Below are 23455 nucleotides of genomic sequence, written 5' to 3'. Positions count from 1 at the left end.
CAGGCATGGGCCACGGCCTGCTATGCCCATCCGATGCCCAGCTCTCGTAGTGCGTCGCGCTGGTCCTGGGTGAGTTTGTCCCGCCGCTGCTTGGTGTTGGAGACCCATACGCCCAGCTTTACGATCACCGGCTCCGCCTCGCCGTCGACGGCGATCTGTTCGCTGTGGCCGCGTGGTACCGGCCGTTGACCTTCCCGTTCGACCCACTGGGCGAGGGCTGTCAGGCCGCGTTGGAATGCCTGCTGTGCCTTGCTCGTGCCCTTCGCCGTACGCCCGGCTGCCGGGGCGGGAGACGGTGCCTGGGCGGGCTTGACGCCCAGCCCGGTCAGCTGTTCCTGCTGCTCGGCGGACAGCTGCGCCCAGGTGCCCGGCTGTTTCTGCCGCTGGAGCCACCGCCCGATGTCGTCGCCGTCGAAGAGGACGCCGGGCTGGATGTCGGGCAGATGGCCGTAGGGTTCGTCGGCGGCGAGGTCGGCGAGGACGCGGCAGTGGCGTTGCCAGTCCAGCGGCCAGGGGCAGTTCCAGTCCTCATCGATCGCCTTCAGCTGCTTCGCCCGCTCCCCTGCCCGCTGCGGGGCCTTCCCCAGGCCGCCCTTGCGGCGGAGGTTGGCCATGTGCTGCCCGACGGGCACCATCGCCTCACCCTCACCCTCACCCCACACGGCGTCCTGGCGGGGTGCGAGGTGCCCGGTGGCCCGCCGGTAGGACCGGAGCGCGGCGAGCTTGTTCTCCCACGCCTCTTCGTCCGGCTCCCACACCATCCCGGCCTCCGGCAGGTCGAGCAGTTCCTTGCGGTGTCGTCGCCCAGTTCTTCTGCGCTGCGGCTGGGTCTGCGAGCTGGGGTTTTTCAGATCTTCTGGGTGATTTTGGCGGTGTCTGGAGTGCTCTGAGCGGGGTGGTGGTTGTCTGACCTGCGTGTATGTCGTCTGCGCGGCATGGCCGGGTGTTGTGCAGTTCCGGTGAGCTGCTACTTGGCGGGGCCGGTCGGGTGGTGTCGAGGTTGGTGAGTTCCTCTTTGGTGCGGGGGACGCGGGTGGCATTGCTGGCGGTAGTGGCGGGTGACCGGACGCGGACGCAGAAGTAGGCGCAGATGCCGGAGAGTTCGGTGTCAGGGGCCATGAGCCTTGGGTGCCGTCGGTGGTAGTTCGAGGAGCTTGCCGGTGGGTGCCCTGTGCAGCTTCCGTCCGCAGGGCATGCCGCTTGGGGGCGGATAGATCTGTTCGGTGGTGAAGACGGCACCCTGTCTGCTTTCGTAGTGCCTTCAACTGCTTCGCGTGTGTGGAGGCTGTCTTGGGTAGTAGCCGCACGTCCCGATCCGCCACCCGTAAGTCCACCCTCCACCGGCTCAGGCCCTCCGAGGGCACCACCCCGGAACTGCGCACGTTCGTCCGCGAGAGATACCTCGACAGTGAGGACTACCAGGTCAGAGAGTTCACCCGCCAGGGGATGGAGGGCTTGCTGATCACCGGAGGCGTTCCCCGAGAGCGCGCCGACTGGTGCAGCGCGGTGGAATCCATCACCGGACTGGACGTCAAGGAACGCAGCCGCGCCGCGGCGGGACTCATTCTCATGCGCACCGGCCGCGGCACCTACGCGCTGAGCTACGGGGTGGGGCAGCACATGCTGGACCCCTACTTTCGTGACGACGAGTTCGGATTGGAGTTCGCGACCCGCTGCCTCGATGACCACGGGGTCATCAAAATCCGCAACCAGATCATGGACGGCAGAGGCCGGGTCGACGAGTACTCGGTGTCACGGGGTGAGCGGATCGACGACTTTGGTCTGGACCGTTTCGGTGCCGTCGTCCGCCGCATATGTGGCACCGTCAGCGGACTGTCACTGACCTCCCTGGAGACCGGCAGGACGCGACAGGTCCGCGTCGAGTGCTCACAGGCCACCATCAAGCTTCCCCTTGCCACCACCGTGGAACAGTTCCTGAGTGACCTGCAGGCGATCGAAGACGTGTGTGCAAGACCTGATCCGTTGCCGCAACTGCGTTTTGTCAACAGGGTCCACACCCTTGACAGCCGCAGCCAAAAGGCGGTGCAGGCCCAGGCCATCCTGGAAAAACACCTTGCGGACCCGGACAGTCCCCGCCTGACCATTGAGCGTTGTTCAACCTGAATTCGCTGGTCATGGGGCTGGCATGGGCGGGGGCTGAGGTGCTCGTGCCGGTCGGGGGTGTGATCGGTAGCAGGTGATCATCCGGCGCATTGCCGGTTCGCCGGAATCGCGATGCCGGGTTGGGAGTGCCTCGTAGGCTCCGAGGAGAGCCGGGTGGGAGGGGGCTGCTGGTGGCGGACGTACTGGTCTGGGTGATGCAGCGAAGGGTGGTGCTGGCCGACCGCGCCGAAAGGCTGCGCAAGGAACTCGCCGAGGTCGATGCCGAGGTGGCCCGGCTGGAAGCCGCCGAGGTGGTGATCGGGCAGTTCATCGAGGCCGAGCGGAGCGCGCAGGCCGACGACCCGGCCGAGGCTGAGGAGTTGGAGAGAGTGACGACTCCGGGTGCGGGCGGGATGCTGCTGGTCCCGCACCGAGAGCCGGGCACGGACGAAAGCGCGCTGCCCGCCGACTACCAGGCGATCATGAAGATCGTGGCCGCAGCCTCGGAGCCGGTCCCGGCCAAGGACGTCAGCGTCCACCTCGGCAGGGGCACCCAGCCCGGGCAGGTCGAACCGGTACGCGACAAGCTCAGGCGCCTGGCCGACCGGGGCTGGCTGCACCGCACCCCCGCCGGCCGCTTCACCGCCTTGCCGCAGCCGCCGGTCTGACCGGCCGCGGCCTGATTCCGGCGTAACACGCAGGTCCCCGGCGGGAGTTGGGGATTCCATGCGAAAGAACACCAGTCCCGCCGAGGGCACTGAGGGGCTTGTCTACCAGTGCCGCCTGCCGCTGTCGAGCTCGACCCTGGACCTGGTCGCCGGCCTGGTCCGCAGCCACCTGAAGAAGATCCGCTCCCGCTGGCGCAAGCTCCCACCCGGCCGGATCGCCCTGATCGTCCTGGCAGTTCTCCGCCACGACCAGCGGCTTTCCGACATCGCGGGCGGCAACGACGTCTCCGCCTCCACCGTGCGCCGCTGGCTACTGGAAGTGATCGGGTTGCTGTCGGCCCGTGCCCCGCGCCTGGACCGCGCTCTGAAGAAAATCGCCCGGAAGGGTGGCGTCGTCGTCTTGCTCGACGGCACTCTCGTCCGTACTCGCCGACGCACCGGGGACGAGAACCGGCCGAACTATTCGGGCAAGCACAAGGTGAACCGCCCCGGGTTCGGTAGAGATCTCAGGTTGTGGTTGTGACCTGGGGTTTCGTGAGTTCGGTGTAGTAGGTGGCTTCGTACTCGACCGGTGGGACGTGGCCTATCTCACCGTGGAGCCTGCGGTGGTTGTACCAGTCAACATATTCAGCGGTGGCGAGTTCGACCTCGGACAGCGTCTTCCAGGGCCGCCGGGGTTTGATCAGCTTGGTCTTGAACAGACCGATCGTGCTCTCCATCAGGGCATTGTCGTAGGCATCTCCGACTGATCCGATCGAAGCGGCGATGCCGGCGGCGTCCAGGTGCTCGGCGAGCCGGAAACTCGTGTATTGCGACCCGGCGTCCGAGTGATGGATCAACTCGCCTGGTCGAACGGGGTGTTGGTCGCGGTCGCGCTGCCAGATCGCCATCTCCACAGCGTCCAGGACGAAGACCGTCGCCTTCACGGTGGCCGCGGACCAGCCGACGATCCGGCGGGAGAAGGTGTCCACGACGAAGGCGACGTAGACGACACCGGCCCAGGTCTTCACGTGGGTGAAGTCCGCGACCCAGCAGCGGTTCGGAGCCTTGGCGACGAAGTCGCGCTCCAGGCGGTCGGGAGCCCGTTCGACTTGTCCGCCGGGAAGTGTGGTGATCACCTTCTTGCCGCGGACGGCGCCGGTGATGCCGAGTTCGCGCATGAGGCGCTCGACGGTGCAGCGGGCCACCGCATGTCCCTGCCGGTTCAGCTCGCGCCAGACCTTCCGGGCCCCGTAGACGCGGTAGTTGGACGTGTAGACCTCTTGGATGCGCACTTTGAGTTTCTCGTCGCGCACAGAACGGGCGGAGGGAGTTTCGAGGCGTTTCTTGTAGGCGTAGTACGTGGAAGGGGCGATCTTGCAGTCGTGCCCGGTGAGGGTTCTGCAGATCGGCTCGACGCCGCCGAAGCGGTCCCGGTGCTCGTCGATGAACGCTACGAGCATGTGTGTGGCCGGTCGAGCTCGGCCGCGAAGAAACTTGCCGCGGCCTTGAGGATCTCGTTGGCCCGCTTGAGTTCGGCGTTTTCCTTCTTCAACGCCTTGAGCTGGGCGGACTCCTCCGTCGTCGTCCCCGGACGCGCCCCCGCGTCGATCTCGTGCTGCTTCACCCAGTTCCTCAGCGTCTCGCGGGAGCCGATGCCGAGCTTGTCGGCCACCGTCTGCAGAGCGGCCGTCTCGTTCGGGTGATCGTCGCGCACCTCAGCGACCATGCGCACCGCACGGCGGCGGAGCTCAAGCGGGTAACGGGAAGGTCGTGCCATGACTCGATCCTTTCATGAAATCGAGTCTCTATTCGAGCCGGGGCGGTTCAAGGCCCACGGCCTGCTGTTCCTCGCCCTGACCGACGAGGCGGGCAACCTGGTCTGGATCTCGGCGGCAAAGCCTGGGCGCTCCAGCGAGATCACCACCGCCCGCCACAACAGGATCACTACCCGCCTGCGGGAGGCCGGTCTGGGCGCTCTGGCAGATCTCGGCTTCGTCGGCCTGGACGACGCCCCCGACGACCCGGTCATCGTCACCGGCCGACGGGCGAGTCGCGGCCATCCGCTCACCGACGCCCAGAAGGAGGCGAACCGGCTGGTCAGCCGCGAGCGAGCGGCAAACGAGCACGGCTTTGCCGACCTGAAGAACTGGCGGATCCTCACCAAGGTCCGCATGAACGCCCGACACGCGACCACGCTGCTGCGGGCGCTCCTCGTGCTGACGAACGCCGAGGTCCACCGCTGACGGACAATCACCTCCTACCGATCACACCGCCGACCGGCACGAGCATCCCAACCGCGACCCACGCCAGCCTCCGGACCTGCAACTTCAGGTTGAAACGAGCTCATTGGGATTCCTGACTCGTGCCAGGAAAGCTACAGCTCTGCCCAGGCGTTCCGCGTCAGACGAGGCACCCGCACGATCGAGACGAACGACCTTGAACTGCACCACCTGCTGCAGTTCGTACAGGACAAGCCTGAGGGAGAACGGCTCAAAGCCCTCGGCGACGTACGGGTCACCATGTTCAGCGACGACGACTTCCTGACCCCGGCCAGCGTCACCACCAACGGGAAAGAGTGGCTCATCGCCGACATCACGATGGGCACAGACCGCCTGTTCTACGGCAACGGTAAATGGTTCGAGGTAGGGGCCGGCTTCCTTGAGACCCTGGAAGAAGAACTCACCGCCCTGTTCACCCAGCCGCAGACGGTCACCCTCCCGCGGTGGACCAAGGGCCCACTCGATTCCAAAGGCCGCGACTCTCACGACGAGGATTGGTTCAACCACCAAGCGGCGAAGCCGGACGGGTACCTACTCTTCGACAAGAAGGACATCGTCACGGGGAAGTTCAGGGGAGGAGGCCTGGAGATCTGCGACGTTCTCGGCCCCGAGAACCAATTGATCTGCATCAAGAAGGCACCCGCCAGCACGGCCCCCCTCAACCACCTCTTCGCCCAGGGTGTGGTCGCCGTCGAGACGCTGCGCAGCGACCTTGAAGTACGGACCAAATTCCTTGACCAGGTCGCCGCACACACGCCGGACCACCGCCTGCTCGACGACTTCGGCACGCTCCGGGTGGTCTTCGGGATCCTTCTGAAGGACGGCCAGGACATCCGTGTTGACTCGCTCTTCGCATTTGCCCAGGTTTCGCTGCTCCAGGCAGTCAGGCGGCTGCGCGCGATGAACGCGGAGGTCGAAGTCGTCGCTATCCGCCGCTGACGCAGGGGGCCGCACCCTCGCCTGCATGCTGCCGAGTAGCAGTCAGTCGGTGGCACGATGGCGCGGTCGAAGAACGTCTTTGTCGGTTCTGTCCGGGGTGGATGCCGACGGTGGAGAGTTGGCGAGGGTGCCTGGCTATGGGGTGGGATTGTCGTCGAGCCAGGTGGTGGGGATGAGTTTTTCGCCGTTGCGCCAGTTGTAGCGGATGGAGTCCTGGTACCAGTCGTGGGGCAGGTCCGCGTGGTCGCTGACGATCATCTGGAAGTTGGGGGCGAGTTCCCTGACGACCTGATGCATGAGTTCGAAGAGGCGGGTGACGGTCACTCGGTCCTCATCCAGGGCGAGGTCTTCCAGCCGCCCGCGCTGTTTGGCCATGTCGGAGGGGTAGTAGGGCTGGGTGGGCTGGTCGAGCATGAGGAAGCGGGGTACCGGTCTGCTGTTGGCGACGAAGTACTGGTGCAGGGCGAGATGCGTGGCCACGTGGTAGCCGACGTGGTTCTTGCCGCTGCCGATGCGGAGCAGCTCCGTGATGCCCTCGACGGTGTCGGCGACGATGGTGAGCTTTTTGAGGTCCAGACGGACCAAGCGGTCGCCGTGTTCAAGTCTCAGAGTTCGGGCGTGACCGGTCATCTTGCCGCTGAGGTAGCTGAGGCCGTGGGTGAGCTTGTCGTCGATGGTCTTGGTGTCGAGCTGCTCTTCGAGGCCTTGGATGAGCCGCTGGGCGACAGCTACGTTTGACTCCAGGCGCTGGATGTGTCCGCTGTCGGATGTGGTGCTGATCTGGCCCAGGTAGGCGCTGATCCTGCCGCGAGTGTAGGCCTGGGCTTCCGCCTGTCCCAGCAGGCCGGCCTGTTGGTTGCGCTGCTCGGCGATGATGCTCAGAGCGCCTTCGATGCCGCGAAGCTCTTCGCGCAGGCGAGTCGCCGCCCGCTCGATCTCGCGAAGGGCCTGCTCGCGGCGAGGCTGGACGGTTTGAACGCTGTCTAGTGCCGCATCAGGCAACGTTCGCCCTGGCGACGACCTCGCGTAGCCGTTGATCGGCGGCGTGCTTGTTCCGCCAGATGATGTAGCGGCGGATCATGCTTCCCTGGGCCTTGTGGCTGGGGTGGTCGGTGCCGTCGAGGGCGAAGTAGCGCAGGGCGGTGAACTGGGCTTCGATCCGGTTGAGCCAGGAGCTGTTGGTCGGGGTGTAGGCGATCTCGACGTTGTTCGCCTCGGCCCACGTCCCGACCCGCTGGCACCGCTTCGTCGTCAGGTGCGGTGAGTAGTTGTCGCAGATGATCGCGATGCGCACGTCCACCGGGTGCAGTGAACGCAGGTAGCGGCAGAACTCCAGGAACTTGGAGCGGTTCTTGGTCTTCTTGACGTGCCCGTAGAGCTGGTCCTTGGCCAGGTCGTAGGCGGCGAACAGGTGGCGGATCCCGTGCGGGCGGGTGTAGGTCGCCCGGCGGCAAGGCCGGGGATCGCGGTCGGGGTCCTTGTGTCTGCCGCCGCGTTCGGCCCACTGCCTGCCGGGGTGCGGCTGGAGGTTGAGCGGCCCGAACTCGTCCAGGCAGAAGACGACTTCGGGCTCGCCTTCCTCGGGTATGACCTCGCGGTCGGCGATCGCGTAGAGGTGTTCGACGCGGGCCTTCTTGGCCGCGTAGTCGGGGTCGCGTGAGGTCTTCCAGGTCTTCACGCGTTGAAACGAGACGCCTTCCTCGCGGAGCAGGACCCGAAGTCCCTCGTGGCTGATGTCGTCGACCACCCCCTCCGCGACCAGGAAGTCGGCCAGTTTGGCCAGACTCCAGGTCGAGAACGGCAGGCCGTGTTCGGCCGGCTTCGACTTGGCGGTCTTCTTGATCTCCCGGCGCTCGGGCAGCGTGAACGTCCTCGGTCGGCCGCCCCGGTACTTCGGGTAGAGCGAGTCGAAGCCGTCCGCGTTGAAGTTGTGGATCACATCCCGGACCCGGTCCGCGCTGGTGAACGTCACCTCCGCGATCTTCGCCACAGGCATGCGCTGGGCGGAGAGCAGTACCATCTGGGCCCGCCGCCAGGTCACCACCGAACCGGTGCCCCGACGGACGATCCGCAGCAGTCGTCTGCCCTCGTCGTCATCGATCTCACGGACCTGCACGCGTTCAGCCACGTGATCATTCTGATCGCCCGGAGCCGCTATCCGCAGCATCCCGGCGACTCGTCACGAGAGGGCAAACCTTGACTGATGCGGCACTAGCTGCCCTCGGAGGTCTGTGAGGGTGGTGTGCATGTCGGCCACGGTGGGGTCGGGCTCGGCGAGCTCGTTTCCGCACAGAGGGCAGCTGTGCTCGCCGGGGAAGCCGTCGGGTACGAGGTTGAGCGCCGACAGACGTGACATGCCGCGGGCGACGGCGCCTGTGTAGCCGGCAGCCTGTGTCTCCAGATCGTTCAGGAGCTGGCGTTCCTCTGCGAGGGAGCGCAGCTGCCGCCGGAGAGCCGATGCCTGCTCGGTGAGGAGAAGCTCCTGGCGCCGCTGTTCCTCGTCTGCGTTGTCCGGGTGGGCCGGAAGAAGGCAGCCTGCTGCAGGACCTCGATGACGGCTGCTCGGTCCGAGGTATCGACACTGCTATCGGTGAGCAGTCCGTGGACGCGGGCTTCACCGAGGAGGGACTCAAGGCGGGCCTCGATGCCTTGGTTTGCTTCCTGGGCGGCTTTGAGGTCGTTCTTGGCGCGGCGGAGGGCTCGTTTGGCCTGGGTCAGCTGCTGCTGGAGCGTGGCCTGGTCCTCGGGGACCGCGCCGAGGAAATAGGGGATCGTGGCCTTGAGGCTCTCGGGGATGCCGCGCTCGTTTTGTCGGTGGAACAGCGCCCGCTTGGAAGCGACTTCGTCCTGGTTCTGCAGGCAGAGCAGGACGGCGTGTCCGAGGTTCGCGCTGAGCGGGGAGAGCAGGCTTCCCGGCGCCGGCTCGCTACGGGTGTCTCCGATGCCGATCCGGCGCCCGAGCTGCTGGCGCAGCTGTGTGGAGTCGGTGTTGACACGGAGGTCGGACAGTTCCGGGACATCGAGGGCGTTGCCGACTTCGAGCATGGCGTTGGTGACTGACTTGGCGCCGGGGCGAGGCGCCGGCCGTGCGGTGAGGATGCGAGTGTCGGGCAGATGCAGGATGACTGCATACCACGCGACGGTGTTGAAGATCGGGCTGATCGGGAGCGTGGCCTCGTCCCTGCCGAGGCAGAAGTCGACGATGTCGAGCAGCGCGCTCTTGCCTGTCTGGGAAGTGCCGGTGACGATGTTGAGCTCGCCGAGCCGGAAGTCCAGGACGCGCTTTTCGCCGCTCTTGCTGTAGAGGATGATCGACCGGATCTGCACCAGCTCAGGGTCTCACGCCCAGCAGCGCAAAGACGGTGGAAGGGTTGTCGGACTTGGCAGTCCAGCGGCCTATCAGCGATGCAGCCTTGATCAGGTCGGCGAGTTCGCCCTCGGTACGGGACTTCGACGGAATCTTGCTCTTGAGGGAGCCCTGCTCGATGGTGAGCATCTGGTGGCGGAGCCCGAAGCGCAGGCCTTCCCGTACGGCGGGTGTCAGTGAGGTGCTGCGCGCGGTAAGGCCTGCGACGAGTGCCGGGTGGTCCGCCACCCAGTTCGTCAGATGCGTGCGCGTCGAGGTGGGCGACGCTTGCCGCGTGGGCCGGTGCAAGACGAGCGGGGCCACGACGAAGGCCATCGGCCATGGCATCAGCCTGCCGGAGGCTTCCCGCTCGTAGTCGCGTGCCGCGGTGGCTGCGACGGCGGCGATGAGGGCAGGGTTGAGGAAGGCGGCGCTGGCTTGCGGCCGCTGTGTCCAGCTAGGCACGGGCGGCCCTGATCAGGTTCTTCACCCGTGCCTCGAAGTCGGGGTGCCATCCGACCCGTCCGCGGTCGGCCAGTTCATGGTGCTTGCCCCGGGAGAAGAACGCCTCGTCGTACGCTTCACGGATTCGGTGCCGGGTCTGGTCCAGAGTTTTGCGCAGCAGCGCCTTGCCGGCCTGCTCCTGCTCCCGGTCGGTGGCATCTTCGTCCAGGTCGTCGAGCATCCAGTCGAACTCCCGCTGCCACTCGTCGGCGAGGTTGTCTTCGAACCGTGCCAGCTCGTCGAGGTCCACCAGGTCGTCTTCGAGCCAGGCCACGGTCTGGGTGTAGGCGCGGTAGTAGTCCACCATCGCCTTGTTCAACTGGCGGCCGGCGCCCACCCAGCGCAACTGGTGGACGAAGCGGGCGTCGGCCAGCTCGATCTCGGCCTCCTGCGGGAAGTCCTGACGGTCCACCAGTGTGGGCAGTCTGTCGGAGGTGTAGTCGTCGCGGATGCGGCTGATGCGCTGCATCAGCCGGGTCATGGAGACGCTGGTGTGCCGCTTCTGCAGCATGTCCACAGTTTGCTCGTACCACCACGCCCACAGCTGCCGCATGAAGGAGTCGGCGTACCCGTCGGGAAGCGCGGCCCTGAGCTTTACCCGTACCTGCGCGTCAAGGTCGTCGATGGACGGCGAACCGTCGATGACCCTCATCCGCTGAACAAAGACGGCACGCTGCGCCGGCGGAAGTGCCAGAAAAGCTGCTCGTGCGTCCTTCGTGTCCTTGGCCTTCGACTCCTGCGCGGCGGCGATGAGTAGGTCAAGGGCCTGTGCGGGTGCTGGATTGGGTGCCTTGAGCGCGGCCATAGCCGTGCCCGGCCGGGCCTGCTGCGTGGTGACCAGGGTCAGCACGGGGCCGTACTCGTCGCCGGGGGCATGTGTGTCCATCCAGGACTGGATGGTCCGCCACACGTCGTCGTCCTTGTCGCCGAGCGACCGCACACTGCGGATGTGGTGCTTGACCTGCAGGAGTTCAACGGGCCGACCATTTTCTTCCCACGCAACGTCGTCGTGGAGCTCCAGACTGATCGCCCCGTCCGGGCGATCCTCTTGTCCCCGCAGCAGCTCAAGGAGGCCGAGCTGCGCCTGGAAGACATAGCCCAGGGCTGACGCAGATGCCTCATGCGCGGAGGACGCCATGGCCACAGTCTCCCGATTCTGATGTTGACAGTCCAGAACGTCACAGTAATCGAACACATGTATGGCAGCGGTGATGTGGTCGGTTCTATCCGGGGTGGATGTCGATGGCGGTGAGGAGATGCTGCTGCTGGGGGTGCAGGCGGGGCCAGTTGCGGTGTTGGGTCTGGATCCATGTGGTGATGCGTGGCGGGTAGGGCTGGGCGGTGCGGTGGCAGGTCTGGGCTTGGTGGTAGTTGCGGTGCCAGTGGTAGGGCCAGGGTGGGTTCCACCAGGGGTCGATTTCGTTGAGGGTGTGCAGAGTGGCGGGGGAGAGGCGGCGTTGGCCGGCTTTGCGGCGTTGTTGGATCAGCCATGCCCCCAGGGGAAAGCCGTCATGGTGCGTGCTTTTGGGGACGCAGAGGTTGCCGGTCTCCTCGGCCCAGGCGCGGGCGTGGACGAGTCCAGGGCTTGGCGGGTAGGCGCGGGTCGCTTCCCGGCGCTGTGTGGTTGTGTGGTTTTCCGGGGTGATGCCGATGTCTGTGAGAAGTGCGCGCTGTTGCGGGTGTAGCCGGTGCCAGGCGGCGCGTTGAGCGGATGCCCAGGAGCTCGTGCCCGTACTGATGGGTGTGGTGCGGGCGTGGTGGTAGGCGCGCTGCCAGCGCATGGGCCAGGGCGGATTCCACCAGGGGGCGAGCATGGTCAGGGCGCGGTGAACGGCGTATGGGGTGTTCGCGTTATGGGCCAGAAGGCGTTGGCGGGCGAGCCAGGATCCCAGGGGGAAGCCGTCGTGGACGGCGCAGTGGGGCGTTGCCAGACTGCCGTGCGCGGCTGTGTAGCCGCGGGCGTGCTCGAGCGCGGTTTCGGCATACGGGGTGAAGGGCCGGGTGCGGGTGCTCTCCTCGGTGAGGCCGATATCGGCCAGGAGGCGCTGCTGGCCGGGATGCAGGTCGTCGTAGCGGGTGATCTGCTGGCGTAGCCAGGCGCGCTCGGCGGGGACGAGGCTGCGGAACTCGTGCATGGCGTCTGGCTGGTTGCCGGCCTGGACCTGATGGTGGATGAGCTGCCAGGCACGTTGCCACGCCAGGCTCCAGTGCGGGCACCACCACGGATCGACGGCGGCCAGCGCCTTCGCCGCGGCGCACTCAGGCGCGCCCCTGTCGGCATCGGTTCGGGCGTGCTGGCGTTGCCGGCGCAGCTACCGCCCCAGCTCGAACCCGTCATGGACGGTGTTGATCGCGGCGGCGAGAGTGCCGTGTGTGGAGTGATAAGAACGTGCGTAGCCGAGTCCGACGGCGAAGTCGGCTTCGCGTTCGGCGGGCTGGGCGGCGGCACTTTGGGCCTGGCCCGGGGTGATGCCGATGCGGACGAGCAGGTCCTGCTGCTCGGGCTGGAGTGTGTCGTACTGGGCGCACTGGTTGGTCAGCCACGTGGCGAGTGCGCTGGTGGTGCCGGGGAATCCGGCCGTGGCATCCAGGACGTGACCGCCGTCGACGTGGGTGCGTGCCTGGTACCAGGAGCGCTGCCATTCCAGCGTCCAGGGCGGGTTCCACCAGGGGTCGATCGCCGACAGTGCCAGCGCGCGGGGTGAGGGGGTGCCGTGGTGGTGCTGGTAGGTGCGGTCTTTGCTGCGCTGGTTGGCCAGCCACTGCCCCAGCTTCAGCCCGTCCAGGGTGGTGTCGGCGGTCGCGGCGACCAGCGTGCCGTGGGCGTCGGCGAAGGCTTGGGCACAGCCAAGGGCGCGCTGGAAGTGGGTGGCCATGTGCTTGCGGCGGGGCCGGGCCGTCTGTACGGCCTCGGGGGTGAGGCCGATGTCGGACAGCAGGCGCTGTTGCGCGGGGTGCAGGTCGGCGTAGCCGGTGCACTGGTTGTAGAGCCATTCGCCTAGGCCGAAGCTGGTGGCGGGGAAGCCGCGCTCGGGACGCAGGCCGCCCCGGGCACGGGCATGGTCGCGGGCTTCGTAGTAGGAGCGCTGCCACATCACCGTCCAAGGCGGCCGCCACCACGGATCCAGCGACTCAAGTTCCGCGACGTGTTCGGGCGGTACCGCAGGGGATTTCCGGTGGTTCGACAGCCACCGGCCCAGTGCAAAGCCGTTGAACCGCTCGCCGATCGGAGCCGCGAGGTGGCCGTGAAGGGCACCGTAGGCACGGGCGTGCGCCAGACCGGTGTGAAATGCCTGCTCGGGGGTTAGCCGAAGCCCGCGGCCCCGCGACGGGCTGCCTCCCACCGCCTTCGGCTTACTGCCCGCGTCGCGGTAGGCCTGCAGTTCCCGGGCAATGGGCCGGGGGCGGTGTGCCATGTGCAGCGTCCACAAACGATCGGCGGCGGCTGCACCAGCAGGGGACCGCACGCAGTGGTGCACCCATACCAGCAAGGGCCCGGCTGAGGTCGAAGCGATCTTCTCGGGCAGCCAGCCCCGGTTGGTGATCTGGGCCAGCTTGCTGACCAGGGCGGGCGTGTCCGCAAGAGTGTGCGGCAGGTGGCCGCTGCTCTCGGCGAGCAGCCGCCGCCTGAAGCGTTCGTCAACGAGAACAGAGGCGAGGGCAACCGTCTCCGGGTAGATGACCGCATCCCTGGCCAGCAGCCGACACCAGCCGGGATCGGTGCCTGGCGGCGCAAGCTGCAGTGCCCGGCGCGGCCACTGTTCTTCTTCGGGCCATTGCTGTGCCCACCAAGAGACGGCCACGGCATGGGCGACCTCGAACGCACGAACGCCGTGCGGCCAGTGGCGCAGCAGATTCAGGTGCCGCCGGTGTGCCGCGATCATCTCCGGCAGCCCCGTTAGGTCGATCTGCTCGGTGTCGGCCGGCGCGCCGCAGATCCAGTGGGTGCCGAGCATCCAGCGCCGGTGGCGCGGACAGATGCGGGTGTGCGGCTGCAAGTACAGCCGTGCAGGCTTGGCCCGTCCGGTGCGTGCGGCCGTGCACAGCCGGCAGCCTTCTCCCGCGGCGGGCACGACGCTCCCGAAGCGGAATCGCCCGGCCGGACCAGCCCCGTCCGGCGGGAAGGGCTCCTGAGCGGTCCAGGCAGGCAGGGCCCGCTGAAGGATCTCCTCGGGCACACGGCTGAACACGGAGATGCGGGCGCGGGCTTCGGCGTTGAGGTAGACCTCGCCGTCCGTGCGGTAGCCCTTGAACAGGCCTCCTCCGACCTGGAGGAGCGAGGGGACGAGGTCTCTGACGCCGAGCCGGTAGCGGTCGGCCAGCCGGTCCAGGTACGACAGGTTCGTCTCGCCCCGCAGCGGCGCGAGCCGTACCGGCGCCGGTCGTGCTGCAGCCGTACGCGGCGGCTGCGGCTGTGGTGGAAGAAAGTCGTGCATCAGGGAGTAGAGGTCGTTTCCTGGCGGGCACGGATGTACTGGCATCCGAGCCGTGGCCGAACGGGAGGATCGGTGCGGATGGTTGAGACAGACGCCGCCGGTCAGGGCCGGCGTTGCGTGGGCATCCGGTGGCGCCTGGGCGCCCGGGCCCGTTGTTCGGCGGCGGTGTCGAGCTCGATCTGTTCGAGCAGCTTCTTGGTGATCTTCTCGGTGCCGTCCAGCAGAGAGACCAGGGCGGCTTCGCGGATGAGATGAGAGAGGCTGCCCATGCGGCCGCCGGTGCGGGCGTGCAGGTAGGCGGAGTGTGTGACCAGCGTGCCGGTCCGGTGTTGGCGCAGCCGCAGCGCGCTGTCCATGCCGTTCACCAGGGCATTCCAGACCTGCTTGTCGCCGCTGCTGCCGTAGCGCAGGGGCTGGTTGCGCACGATTTTGAAGCGGCCGGCGAGCTGGGAGCCGCGCACGCCGGTCAGCAGCGGGAAGGCTTCGACGTCGATGCCTGAGTAGACGAAAGTCGCCGGGATCCGCTCGCCGAGGTACTTCAGCTGGTCGGAGGTCTCGGCGCCGGCCCGGCTGCGGGTGTCCATCAGGTGCACGTCGTCGACCAGGACCAGCTGGGTGCTCATCTCACACAGCAGCTCGCACACGGCGTTGGTGATCTGGATCTGGTTCATCCGCTCCAGCGCCGGCAGGCCCAGGAAACGGGCGAACTCGCTGATGAGCATTTTCGGGGTGGAGGACGGCGGCACGGTGATGAACAGGACCGGCAGCCGCCCGTCCCGGTTCGGGTGGCGGCGCCGGTCGGCCAGTTCGACGGTGCGCCCGAGCTGCTGCATCGCGGTGGTCTTCCCGGTGGTGGCCGGCCCGGAGATGATCAGGCCGCGCCGGGCTCCGCCCTGCTGGCCGCGGTTGAGCAGCAGCAGGCGGCGTACCGCGGTGGAAACAGCGTCCATCGCGGGGGTTTTCAGCACCACGAACCGTGCGTGGTAGTCCTCTCGCTGCTCCAGTGTCCATTCCTGGTCGTCGGCGTCCCGTGCCGGAGCGTGGGGCGTGTCGACGAACTGCTGCCATCCGTCCCACGTGGTCAGCGGACTGAAAGTGCTCGTGGTGGCGGGCTGGGCCGTCGTCACCATGCCTGGGCCTCCTGGTACGGGTCGTAGATGCGCATACCGCCCGCCCCGCCGGCGTCCGGCGTCTGCTCAGCGGCCTGGTCCCCGGCCGTTGCGGCCGTCGGCTCGGATGCTTCGGCCTCATCCGCGTGGCCTGCCGCGGCGTCCTGGTCGTCGGCGAGGGAGGCGAGAAGGTAGTCCTCGTCGTCCGGGTTGTCCTCGATGTCGTCCAGGCTGTCGTCGGCGTCCCAGCCGTCGGCATCCTGAAGCGGGATGGTGAAGGAACCGGGCAGCCCGAACGAGGCCCCCGGCGCGAGAGGCGCAGGCCACTGCTGCGGGGTGGTGGCGGGGGAGGGATCGGTCATCTGCGCGGCCGCCTGGACCCGGGCGGCCACCGTCCGCTCTCGCCTGCTGCCCAATCCCTGGCTGGCACGGCGCAGCAGCGCATCCAGTGCCTGGGCGATCGCTGCCTCGTGCTCTTCACGGCCATGCCGGCGTTCCACGGTGCGGCGGACGTGGTCAAAGGTGAACGCGGTGAACGGGCGCCTAGGGTCTGTTGCGAAAGTGGATCTTGTTCGTTGATGATCATGTCCTGTGGGACGTGGGGATCTGACGAATGGCCAGTGGGCCCGGCTTGAGCCTCTGCTGCCGACGGGCATCAAGCCGGGCCGGCCGCAGGTGTGGACTCGGCGGCAGTTGATAGACGGCATACGGTGGCGGACCCGGACCGGTGCTCCGTGGCGGGACGTGCCCGAACGTTATGGGCCGTGGGACCGGGTCTATGACCTGTTCCGGCGCTGGCAGCGGGACGGTACCTGGGCGGGAATCCTCACCCAGCTCCAGGCCGAGGCGGACGCGAAGGGCCTGATCACCTGGGAGGTCAACGTCGACTTCACCGTCTGCCGGGCCCACCAGCACGCCGCCGGAGCGGCGAAAAAGGGGACCTCCAGAAGGAGCCGCCCGGCGGGATCTTCGTCGAGCCGGCCGACCACGGCCTCGGACGCTCCCGCGGCGGACTGACCAGCAAAATTCACCTCGCGGTCGAGCAGGGCCAGAAACCCTTGTCGGTGGTGATCACGGCCGGGCAGCGGGGCGACTCCCCGCAGTTCGAACCCGTCCTGGAAGCCATCCGGGTTCCGCGGCTGGGGCTCGGCAGGCCCCGCAAGCGTCCGGACCGGGTGCGGGCCGACAAGGCGTACGACTCCCGCGGCAATCGCTCCTACCTGCGCGGACGCGGGATCAAAGCCACCATCCCGGTTCCGGCGGACCGGGTCCGCAACCGCCTCAAGCGCGGATCACGCGGCGGGCGGCCGCCAAAGTTCGACAAGGACGGCTACAAGCAGCGGCACGCGGTCGAATGCGGGATCAACCGGCTCAAGCGCCATCGGGCCGTTGCCACTCGGTACGACAAACTCGCCGTCCGCTACGAAGCGACCGTGCTGGTCGCAGCCATCAACGAGTGGCTGTGACCAGCACTTTCACAACAGACCCTACCCGCCTCCGCATGGACCCACGGCACCTCCAGCCATCCCTCGGGCAGGCGCACCCACACCCGGTTCGGATCGTAGGGGTTGTGGTGGACCTCCCACCGTCCGTTCTTGTCCGCCCGCGGCGAGCGACGCCGTCGGTAGGGGTTCAGGCCGGGGTGGTCGTAGGTGCGGTAGCCGAAGCGGACGCCGTAGTCGTTGACCGCCAGCCACCGCACCGGCAGCAGCTCGACGTAATCGTCGGCGGACAACGGCACCGGCATATGCCCGGTCACCGCCACCAAAGCTGCCCACATCTCGTTCAGGGAGACGGCGACCCGCGGCATCATCGGGTGCCGCAGCCCTTCGTGCCGCCGCTCCTGCCACCCGCAGATGACCCACTCGTCCAGCAGCTCCTGCAACTGTGCCAGGCTCCAGCACGCATCCTGCTCCGCGGCCGCGCCCCGCTGGGAGACATCGGAGCCGGTGTGGCCCGGCAGGTACTGGCTGAACCCGTCGGCGATCGCGCGGAAGGTCCGCTCCACGTTCCCCTTCGCCGGGCCGTTCGCCGGCGGCACCGGCTGCACCGACACCCCCAGGCTCTCGCACGCCGAGACAAACGAAGCCGACACATACACCCGGCCCTGGTCCACCACCACGGTCTCCGGCATGATCACCGGCCGGGCGGCAGCCTGCTCCAGCCGAGCGTCCAACGCGACCAGCCGCTCATATGGGATGACCGACCGCTGCATCGACAGTGCCGCATCCCAGCCCGGCCGCATCGCCGCCGGCACCACCATCTGCGCCAGCGGCATCGCCGCGTCCACCGACGTCGTGCCCACCGGCCGCACTACCGCCGCGCAGATGCTGCGCGTCGCCACGTCCAGTGCGATACACAGCTCGACCCGGCCGGTCACACCGTCGTCCAGCACCGCCAGGACATCCAGCGGCGTGCTGTCCAGCATCACCAGCTCACCCGGGCGCAGTGCCACCGTCGGCGTGAACGGAGGCGCCGGCCGCGACGCATGCCACCGCCGCTGCGCCGCCGTCCCCAAAAGGCCCTGTCCATCGGCCACCGCGTGCACCAGCCGGTTGAATGTCGACGCCGGCGGCAGAGCCACCGCCCCGGCGCCGTACTCCTCCTCCAGCAGCCACCTCACCCGGCGGCGCAGCCGCACCAGCGTGCCCGTCGACCGCTCCCACTGCCCCTCCAGCACCTTCCTGACTGCCGCGACCACCCGCTCATCGGCCCGCCCCACCGCCGACCGCTCCCGCACCGCCCGGCCGTCCACCAGCCCCCACAAGCCCTCGCCGCGGTAGCGCGCCCGCATCCGGCGCACCGTCGCCGCACTCGCCGCCCAGCCCGCCGACCTCAACTCCTCAGCCTTCGCCCGCTCCCGCTGCGCCAGGCTCCGCGTCACCGGATCGAACTGCTCACGCGGGACGTCCTGCCCGACCGCGTCAGGAAAGCCCGTCTCCACCTCCCGCACATGCCGCTGCCACGCCAGAGCCCGCTCCCGCACCTGTTCCGGCAGCGCCTCCAGCAGCCCGAACGGCGGCACCTTCCCCGGCGCCGGTCCGCCTTCCACCCCGAAGGACGCATCGGCGAACAGATAGGGCAGCACCACCACCGCCGAGGCACCCTCATCGGTCACCAGCGTGACCCGGGCACCTTCCAGCACGGCGACCGTCCATACCCGTCCGTCGTAGCGAAGGCGCGCCCCGATGTCGACAACCGCCTGCCTCACGCCGCTCCGGCCTCCTGCCGCGCGACCGAGACAACGGCACGCTCGTGCAGCGGTTCGTCCAGCCCCACCCGCAGCACACCGCTCCACAGCGCGTGAAAGACGGCAGGCCACACGGCGATCGGGTCACCCAGCTCCCGCACAGCCTCCACCGCCGGCCGCGGACTGCCGAAGGCCTCCACCAGAGCCGGCATCCACGGCCCTGCGGCGTACCGGGGGTGCCGGTAACCCGCCAGCCACCGCACATTGGCCACCAGCACCGGATCCGGCGGCCCCGCGAGCCGGTAGGACCAGCCCACTGCCTCCGCAGCAGCCGCCACAACCCGCGCCCGTCCCGCCAGCCGGGAAGAGGACCCGCTGAGTCCCACGCAGTCGAGCAACAGGCCGCTGCCGTCCTGAAGCCTGGCCATCAGCTGCGGCGCATGGCCGACGACCTTGCCGTCCTCACGCCACACCAGCTCCACCGGCCGGCAGGCCAGTGCCACCACCGCCGGATCCCGGTCCAGCAACATGAGCCGGGTCCGCATGACACCGGACCCGTACGCCACCAGCCGCCCGGTCGTCGACGACCACCACCAGCCCGGAGCCACACGCCGCCCGGGCCGGACGGGAAACGACCGAATCACTGGACAGTCCTCAAAGACAACGTCCTGCGCCGCCTCAAGCCACGAAAGCTGCTGTGCCTTTCCCAGAGGATCACGAAAGCACGCGTCGACCCTGCCGGTAGCCACATGTACGGCGGACACCTTGAGATCGCCCGCCGCATCCACACCAACAACTCCGCCAGGCTCCATACCCGAAGCCAAGTACATGAGCAGGAGCGCAGATGTTCTGATCCTCGCCGCTCACCCGAACGGATGAGAACTCTTCGCCACAGGCGTGGTGTCTTCGACAGACCGGGCTTGGTCTGTCGGGACAGCGGTCCGGAGTTCGATGTCCACGACGGTGGAGGCGATCTCGTCCTTGCGCCATTCCTCAGGGGAATTGTGGTTCATCAGGCCGCCCGCGTAGGCCATGCGCAGCAGTTCGGCCTTGGTGTGCTTGCGCATCAGCTCGCGCATGCGCTGCACCTGCTCCCTGCCTCGCGCCACCTGAACCTCGTGCTCATTCGTGGTCACCGCTTCGCCCTGGCCGTGGTCCTCCTGCCCTGGCGCGTCGGACGGCGAGGGCTGGAGGGAGCCGTCGTCCAGCGAAGCTGGGCCGACGGACTGGGCCGGCACCAGCACAGCCTTCGCCCAGTCCATGCCCAGCGCCGCGAGCGCGGCGAGTTGGTCAGCGTCCAGCCGGTCCCTTCTCGATTTGGTGTTCGAGACCCACACGCCCAGCTTCACGGTCACCGGTTCCCTCTCACCGTCGACCACGATCTCTTCAACGTGCCCGCGCGGGACGGCCGGCTGACCCTCCCGCTCCACCCACTGCGCAAGGGCCGCCAGGCCCCGCTGGAACGCCTGCCGCGCCTTGGCCGGTCCCTTCGTCGCACGCGGCGCCGTCGGGGCCGGAGACGGGGCCTCAAAGGGCTTGACGCCCAGCTTGGTGAGTCGTTCCTGCTGCTCGGGCGACAGCACCTTCCAGGTGGCTGGCCTGCGCTGCTGCTGGAGCCACTTGCCGATGTCGTCGCCGTCGATGAGCACGCCAGGGGCGATGTAGGGCAGCACCCCACCGGACTCGTCCTCGGCGAGGTCGGCGAGGTGGCGGTAATGGCGCTGCCAGCTGAGCGGCCAGGGGCAATTCCAGTCGGGGTCGATCGCGGCCAGCTGCTGCACGCGCACTCGCGCCCGCTCGGGGTCCTTGCCGAGGCCGCCTCTACGGCGCAGGTTCGCGACCAGCTGCCCAACCGCCACGCTCCCGCCGCCGGCCGGGTCGTCCCAGACGGCGTCCTGACGCGGCGCGAGGTGCCCAGTGGCCCGCCGGTACGAGCGCAGCGCGGCGAGCTTGGCCTCCCAGGCTTCCTCGCCCGGCTCCCACACCATCCCGGCCTCCGGCGCGTCCAGCAGCAGCTTGCGCCGCTCCTCCAGCTCCCCGGCCCGCAGCGTTTTCCTCTGTTGATGCACCCATCGCCCCAGGGGGAAGTCCTTGGTGACGCCGACCTCAACCTCGACGTCATAGGGCACGGCGTAGAGGCCCGTGATCTCGTTTTCCTTCCGCCACCGCAGCAAGGCCTGGTAGCCCTCCAGCCAGACCAGGGACTCGGGCCGGTAGACCCGGGTGCGCAGGAACGCGGCGATGGTTGCGGCGTCGCGTGGGCTGGAGAAGTGCAGCAGGGCGGCTTCGGCGGCGGCCTGCGTGTCGGCCTCCCGGTCCTCGCCGTCGCCCTCGCCGCCGGCCCCGACGATCTGCCCGTCCTCGTCCCGCCGGACGTGAATCTTGCGCTTGCCGCTCGTGAGCGCGCGGGAGGCGAGCTGCTCGACCAGACGTTCGTCATGCGAACGCAGGCCCTGCAATACGGCTACAAGGGGGCGGAACGAGGCGCTGGCGACCATATCGGTCGGGTCCTCGCCGGGCTCCAGGAACACCGGCACGATGATCCGCGCGACCTTCGTGGAGCCGTCCTTGTTGAGCCGGAGCGCCCGTCCGATGTTCTGCACGATCTCCACCTGGGAACCGCGGGTGTCCGCGAAGCACACGGCCTCCACACCCCGCTCGCCCGTGATGTCCACTCCTTCCCCCAGCACGCGGCAGCTGGCGAGGAACGCGCGGTGGACCCTGCGCCCGGCGGCGTCGATGCCGCCTGCGAACTGCCGCAGGACCTTGCGCCGCTCGGACACGAGGTGGTCGCCGCACAGCCACGCCGACCACACCCTGTCCGGGGGGACGTGGCGGCCGGCCTCCAGCTCGTAGAAACTCGCGTCGATCGACGACGCGGGGAGCCGGTCCGCGGCCGCCAGGTCCTCATCGGAGGCATCGCTCACGTACAGCTCCGCAGCCGTCTGGGGCATCTTCTCCGCGAACGCGGCTGCTTCCTCCACCTTCTGGTGGAACGTCATGACCGTACGGAGGTTGTACGCCGCCGCGTGCTCCAACAGTGCGGTCTGCAGCAGCGCCAGGCGCCGGCCCCGCTGCGCCTCCTCCGACTCCCCGAGGACGGGGGAGGGGTCGCGGATCTCCAGCACGTCGATCTCGAATCCGGCGAGGATGCCCCGCTCGATGGCCTCCGAGAGCCCGAGTTCGGCCAGCCACGGCCCGTAGGTCTGGGAGTTCTGGCCCATCGACGCGAGCTCCAGCTCCTGGCCGCCCGCGCCCTTCTGCGGTCGGGGCGCCGCGAGGATGCGCGGAGTCGCGGTCAGGTACAGCCGGAAGTCCGCCGGGATGCGAGCGTTGTCGTGGATCGCCGCCCACGGCCTGCCAAGATCACCTGCGGTGGAGTGGGCTTCGTCCACGATGGCGAGGTCGAAACCGCTCATCTGCTGCCCGTACAGGCGCTCCCCGCCCGCCAGAGCGGCCTCCAAAGGCCCGCGAACCTTGCCCTGGCCCATCGGATCCTCGAAGTCCTCGCGGTCCACCAGGGAGGCGTACGTGGCGAACACGACCACCGGCCCGGACCCCGCCCACAGCGCCAACTGGATCGGGTTGGTGGTGGTGCGTACCCCCAGCGAATCGAGCACCGCATCGCTCTCCAGCGAGCACACCGCCACCAGCGGCGCCCGGTGGCCCACCAACCGCCACGCCTGAGCGGTCTGCACGAGCAAGTCCAGAGTCGGCACAGTCACCAGGACCCGCCCGCCCGGGAAGCACTCCAGCGCGCACGCGGCCGCGGTGATCGTCTTGCCCGATCCGGTCGCGGACACGATCGTCCCCCGTGCCCCCTCCGACGGCACGGATGATCTTGCAGGGAATCCCACCCACCGACGGAAAGCAGCTTTCTGGGCCACCTGATGTTCCCGAAGCCGAATACCCAGCATTTCCCCGCTCCTCCTCTGCCTTCTTTTCCACTCGCTTCGGAAATCACCAGGACGGCGTGAAGGGCGGGACGGACACCGTACCGTCCTCGCCCACGACGATCCGCTCGGCGAGCTGGGCCAGGACCTGAGAGGGGCGCAGCCCCGTCCGGCCGGCCACCACCCGGATCAGCCGACTGGACGCGGCGGACAGCCAGACCTCCGTCCGCAGCTCATCCGCTTCCTCCCCCCGCCGCTCCCCCAAGTCGGCCTGTCCCGCAAGAGCACCAGCAAACCGTTCCTCACGCTCGCGAGCCCACACCGAACCCTGAGCGTCCCGTTCCGGCTCGTACACGCTCCAACCGACTGCAGTCATCAAGTCCCTGACACGCCGCCACTCAGCGTGCTGGGCCAGCCAGATGACAGCCAACCGCTCCCGGTCCAACTCGAACGCGTAGAAGGAACCGTTTCCCCTCAACTGCTCCGCGGTCTCCCGCTCACGGACAGCGGCCTCCGCCACCTTTTCCGCAACAGCGGCGACGTCCAGGCCATTCGCCTGACGCCGGACCTGATCCCGCGCCACGTCCTGAGCACTCCACATGCATTTTCCCTTTTCCGAAAGGCGCGGGCATCTGGGCCCGCATCGGGTGGTTGAGGGGTGTCCCGTGTTTTCGCCAACTCTACATACTGCATCAACTTGATGCACCCCTACACCAGAACCCGAAACGAACGAGCAACCCCCCACTCTCGCAGCCAGCCCGGCCCGCGAAGCGGGCCCCAACGGTCCTGGAGGCGCAGCCGGAAGGACCGCCAGGCGGGGGAGCGCAGCGGACCCGCCGGCCCGGGCTGCAGTGCAGCGGAAGCCCGGCGGCGGGACGAAGTCCGTCCGCTCCGGAAGCGCAGCGGACGGAGCGTCAACCCCGATGCGCAGCATCGGGGTTGCGCGGGGGGGGCCGCCCCCCCCCCCCCCACCCCCCCGCCCGGGGGGGTGTGGTATAAAAAAAAA

Annotated in this window: 20 protein-coding genes and 2 pseudogenes; 7 read left to right on the top strand and 15 right to left on the bottom strand. The window is 68.3% G+C overall.

What is annotated here, in order from left to right; translation table 11 throughout:
* Positions 1–20 precede the first annotated feature (20 nt).
* Positions 21–797, bottom strand: a pseudogene (locus ACFWVE_RS28805) (helicase associated domain-containing protein); the annotation flags it as partial.
* A 493-nt stretch (positions 798–1290) separates the two neighbouring features.
* Between ACFWVE_RS28805 and ACFWVE_RS28800 the strand changes: the two are divergent.
* From ACFWVE_RS28800 to ACFWVE_RS28790, 3 genes are all read left to right on the top strand, one after another.
* Positions 1291–2124, top strand: coding sequence for a DUF6119 family protein (locus ACFWVE_RS28800; protein WP_384020026.1), 834 nt, complete (start codon positions 1291–1293; stop codon positions 2122–2124).
* A gap of 170 nt (positions 2125–2294) precedes the next feature.
* Positions 2295–2771 carry a hypothetical protein gene (locus ACFWVE_RS28795; RefSeq protein WP_384020023.1) on the top strand — a complete coding sequence of 159 codons (477 nt, stop codon included), beginning with the start codon at positions 2295–2297 and terminating at the stop codon, positions 2769–2771.
* A 58-nt stretch (positions 2772–2829) separates the two neighbouring features.
* Positions 2830–3294, top strand: coding sequence for a hypothetical protein (locus ACFWVE_RS28790; protein WP_384020020.1), 465 nt, complete (start codon positions 2830–2832; stop codon positions 3292–3294).
* Here ACFWVE_RS28790 and ACFWVE_RS28785 read toward each other — a convergent pair.
* Positions 3278–4530, bottom strand: a protein-coding gene (locus ACFWVE_RS28785; protein ID WP_384020017.1) for an IS3 family transposase whose coding sequence is annotated in 2 segments (ribosomal slippage) — positions 3278–4248 and positions 4248–4530 — 1254 coding nt in all. Because the reading frame shifts where the segments join, the coding sequence is not laid out codon by codon here. The genes ACFWVE_RS28790 and ACFWVE_RS28785 overlap by 17 nt on opposite strands.
* Between ACFWVE_RS28785 and ACFWVE_RS28780 the strand changes: the two genes are divergently transcribed.
* On the top strand, positions 4529–4996 hold the full coding sequence (locus ACFWVE_RS28780; RefSeq protein WP_384020014.1) for a transposase family protein: 468 nt from the start codon (positions 4529–4531) through the stop codon (positions 4994–4996). The two genes, ACFWVE_RS28785 and ACFWVE_RS28780, sit on opposite strands and share 2 nt — an antisense overlap.
* 102 nt (positions 4997–5098) lie before the next feature.
* The gene (locus ACFWVE_RS28775) at positions 5099–5971 is read left to right on the top strand and encodes a DUF6119 family protein (RefSeq protein WP_384020045.1); all 873 of its coding nucleotides are present in this window, start codon (positions 5099–5101) and stop codon (positions 5969–5971) included.
* A gap of 135 nt (positions 5972–6106) precedes the next feature.
* On the opposite strand, the gene ACFWVE_RS28770 is transcribed toward ACFWVE_RS28775, so the two are convergent.
* From ACFWVE_RS28770 to ACFWVE_RS28750, 5 genes are all read right to left on the bottom strand, one after another.
* Positions 6107–6973 carry a DUF3732 domain-containing protein gene (locus tag ACFWVE_RS28770; protein ID WP_384020011.1) on the bottom strand — a complete coding sequence of 289 codons (867 nt, stop codon included), beginning with the start codon at positions 6971–6973 and terminating at the stop codon, positions 6107–6109.
* A complete protein-coding gene (locus ACFWVE_RS28765) occupies positions 6966–8099 on the bottom strand; it encodes an IS630 family transposase (protein WP_384020008.1) in 1134 nt (377 codons plus the stop codon). The genes ACFWVE_RS28770 and ACFWVE_RS28765 overlap by 8 nt, the downstream gene beginning before the upstream one ends.
* A gap of 278 nt (positions 8100–8377) precedes the next feature.
* Positions 8378–9298 carry a hypothetical protein gene (locus ACFWVE_RS28760; protein WP_384020005.1) on the bottom strand — a complete coding sequence of 307 codons (921 nt, stop codon included), beginning with the start codon at positions 9296–9298 and terminating at the stop codon, positions 8378–8380.
* A 4-nt stretch (positions 9299–9302) separates the two neighbouring features.
* Positions 9303–9782 carry a three component ABC system middle component gene (locus ACFWVE_RS28755; protein ID WP_384020002.1) on the bottom strand — a complete coding sequence of 160 codons (480 nt, stop codon included), beginning with the start codon at positions 9780–9782 and terminating at the stop codon, positions 9303–9305.
* Positions 9775–10761 carry an ABC-three component system protein gene (locus ACFWVE_RS28750; RefSeq protein ID WP_384019999.1) on the bottom strand — a complete coding sequence of 329 codons (987 nt, stop codon included), beginning with the start codon at positions 10759–10761 and terminating at the stop codon, positions 9775–9777. Before ACFWVE_RS28750 ends, ACFWVE_RS28755 begins: the two co-directional genes overlap by 8 nt.
* Before the next feature lie 9 nt (positions 10762–10770).
* On the opposite strand from ACFWVE_RS28750, the gene ACFWVE_RS28745 reads away from it, so the two are divergent.
* Positions 10771–10929 carry a hypothetical protein gene (locus ACFWVE_RS28745; RefSeq protein ID WP_384019997.1) on the top strand — a complete coding sequence of 53 codons (159 nt, stop codon included), beginning with the start codon at positions 10771–10773 and terminating at the stop codon, positions 10927–10929.
* A 115-nt stretch (positions 10930–11044) separates the two neighbouring features.
* On the opposite strand, the gene ACFWVE_RS28740 is transcribed toward ACFWVE_RS28745, so the two are convergent.
* From ACFWVE_RS28740 to ACFWVE_RS28725, 4 genes are all read right to left on the bottom strand, one after another.
* The gene (locus ACFWVE_RS28740) at positions 11045–11956 is read right to left on the bottom strand and encodes a helicase associated domain-containing protein (protein WP_384019994.1); all 912 of its coding nucleotides are present in this window, start codon (positions 11954–11956) and stop codon (positions 11045–11047) included.
* 177 nt (positions 11957–12133) lie between these two features.
* On the bottom strand, positions 12134–14257 hold the full coding sequence (locus ACFWVE_RS28735; RefSeq protein WP_384019991.1) for a Helicase associated domain protein: 2124 nt from the start codon (positions 14255–14257) through the stop codon (positions 12134–12136).
* Between the two features lie 101 nt (positions 14258–14358).
* Positions 14359–15387 (bottom strand): TniB family NTP-binding protein, encoded by a 1029-nt coding sequence (locus ACFWVE_RS28730; protein WP_384019988.1) that lies wholly within the window; start codon positions 15385–15387, stop codon positions 14359–14361.
* A complete protein-coding gene (locus ACFWVE_RS28725; protein WP_384019985.1) occupies positions 15381–15866 on the bottom strand; it encodes a hypothetical protein in 486 nt (161 codons plus the stop codon). Before ACFWVE_RS28725 ends, ACFWVE_RS28730 begins: the two co-directional genes overlap by 7 nt.
* 91 nt (positions 15867–15957) lie before the next feature.
* Here ACFWVE_RS28725 and ACFWVE_RS28720 point away from each other — a divergent pair.
* Positions 15958–16832, top strand: a protein-coding gene (locus ACFWVE_RS28720) for an IS5 family transposase (protein ID WP_384019982.1) whose coding sequence is annotated in 2 segments (ribosomal slippage) — positions 15958–16351 and positions 16351–16832 — 876 coding nt in all. Because the reading frame shifts where the segments join, the coding sequence is not laid out codon by codon here.
* Here the strand turns inward: ACFWVE_RS28720 and ACFWVE_RS28715 are convergent.
* The 4 genes and pseudogenes from ACFWVE_RS28715 to ACFWVE_RS28700 all read right to left on the bottom strand — a co-directional run bounded on the left by ACFWVE_RS28715 (position 16787) and on the right by ACFWVE_RS28700 (position 23050).
* Complete coding sequence (locus tag ACFWVE_RS28715) at positions 16787–18511, bottom strand: transposase (protein WP_384019980.1); 1725 nt, start codon at positions 18509–18511, stop codon at positions 16787–16789. The two genes, ACFWVE_RS28720 and ACFWVE_RS28715, sit on opposite strands and share 46 nt — an antisense overlap.
* Before the next feature lie 62 nt (positions 18512–18573).
* Complete coding sequence (locus ACFWVE_RS28710) at positions 18574–19344, bottom strand: TnsA-like heteromeric transposase endonuclease subunit (RefSeq protein WP_384019977.1); 771 nt, start codon at positions 19342–19344, stop codon at positions 18574–18576.
* Positions 19345–19806: 462 nt separating this feature from the next.
* Positions 19807–22473: pseudogene (locus ACFWVE_RS28705) on the bottom strand (Helicase associated domain protein); the annotation flags it as partial.
* A gap of 43 nt (positions 22474–22516) precedes the next feature.
* The gene (locus ACFWVE_RS28700; RefSeq protein WP_384019974.1) at positions 22517–23050 is read right to left on the bottom strand and encodes a hypothetical protein; all 534 of its coding nucleotides are present in this window, start codon (positions 23048–23050) and stop codon (positions 22517–22519) included.
* Positions 23051–23455: the final 405 nt, after the last annotated feature.

The organism is Streptomyces sp. NPDC058632, assembly GCF_042717095.1.
GTDB lineage: Bacteria > Actinomycetota > Actinomycetes > Streptomycetales > Streptomycetaceae > Streptomyces.
The sequence above is the reverse complement of the archived record's forward strand: the minus strand, read 5'-3'. Positions and strand labels throughout refer to the sequence as shown.

Bases quoted from the DNA above. Each gene is read 5' to 3' on its own strand.
- ACFWVE_RS28790 (WP_384020020.1), top strand. From the start codon at position 2,830: ATGCGAAAGAACACCAGTCCCGCCGAGGGCACTGAGGGGCTTGTCTAC.
- ACFWVE_RS28780 (WP_384020014.1), top strand. From the start codon at position 4,529: ATGACTCGATCCTTTCATGAAATCGAGTCTCTATTCGAGCCGGGGCGG.
- ACFWVE_RS28740 (WP_384019994.1), bottom strand. From the start codon at position 11,956: ATGCACGAGTTCCGCAGCCTCGTCCCCGCCGAGCGCGCCTGGCTACGC.
- ACFWVE_RS28735 (WP_384019991.1), bottom strand. From the start codon at position 14,257: ATGCACGACTTTCTTCCACCACAGCCGCAGCCGCCGCGTACGGCTGCA.
- ACFWVE_RS28730 (WP_384019988.1), bottom strand. From the start codon at position 15,387: ATGGTGACGACGGCCCAGCCCGCCACCACGAGCACTTTCAGTCCGCTG.
- ACFWVE_RS28700 (WP_384019974.1), bottom strand. From the start codon at position 23,050: ATGTGGAGTGCTCAGGACGTGGCGCGGGATCAGGTCCGGCGTCAGGCG.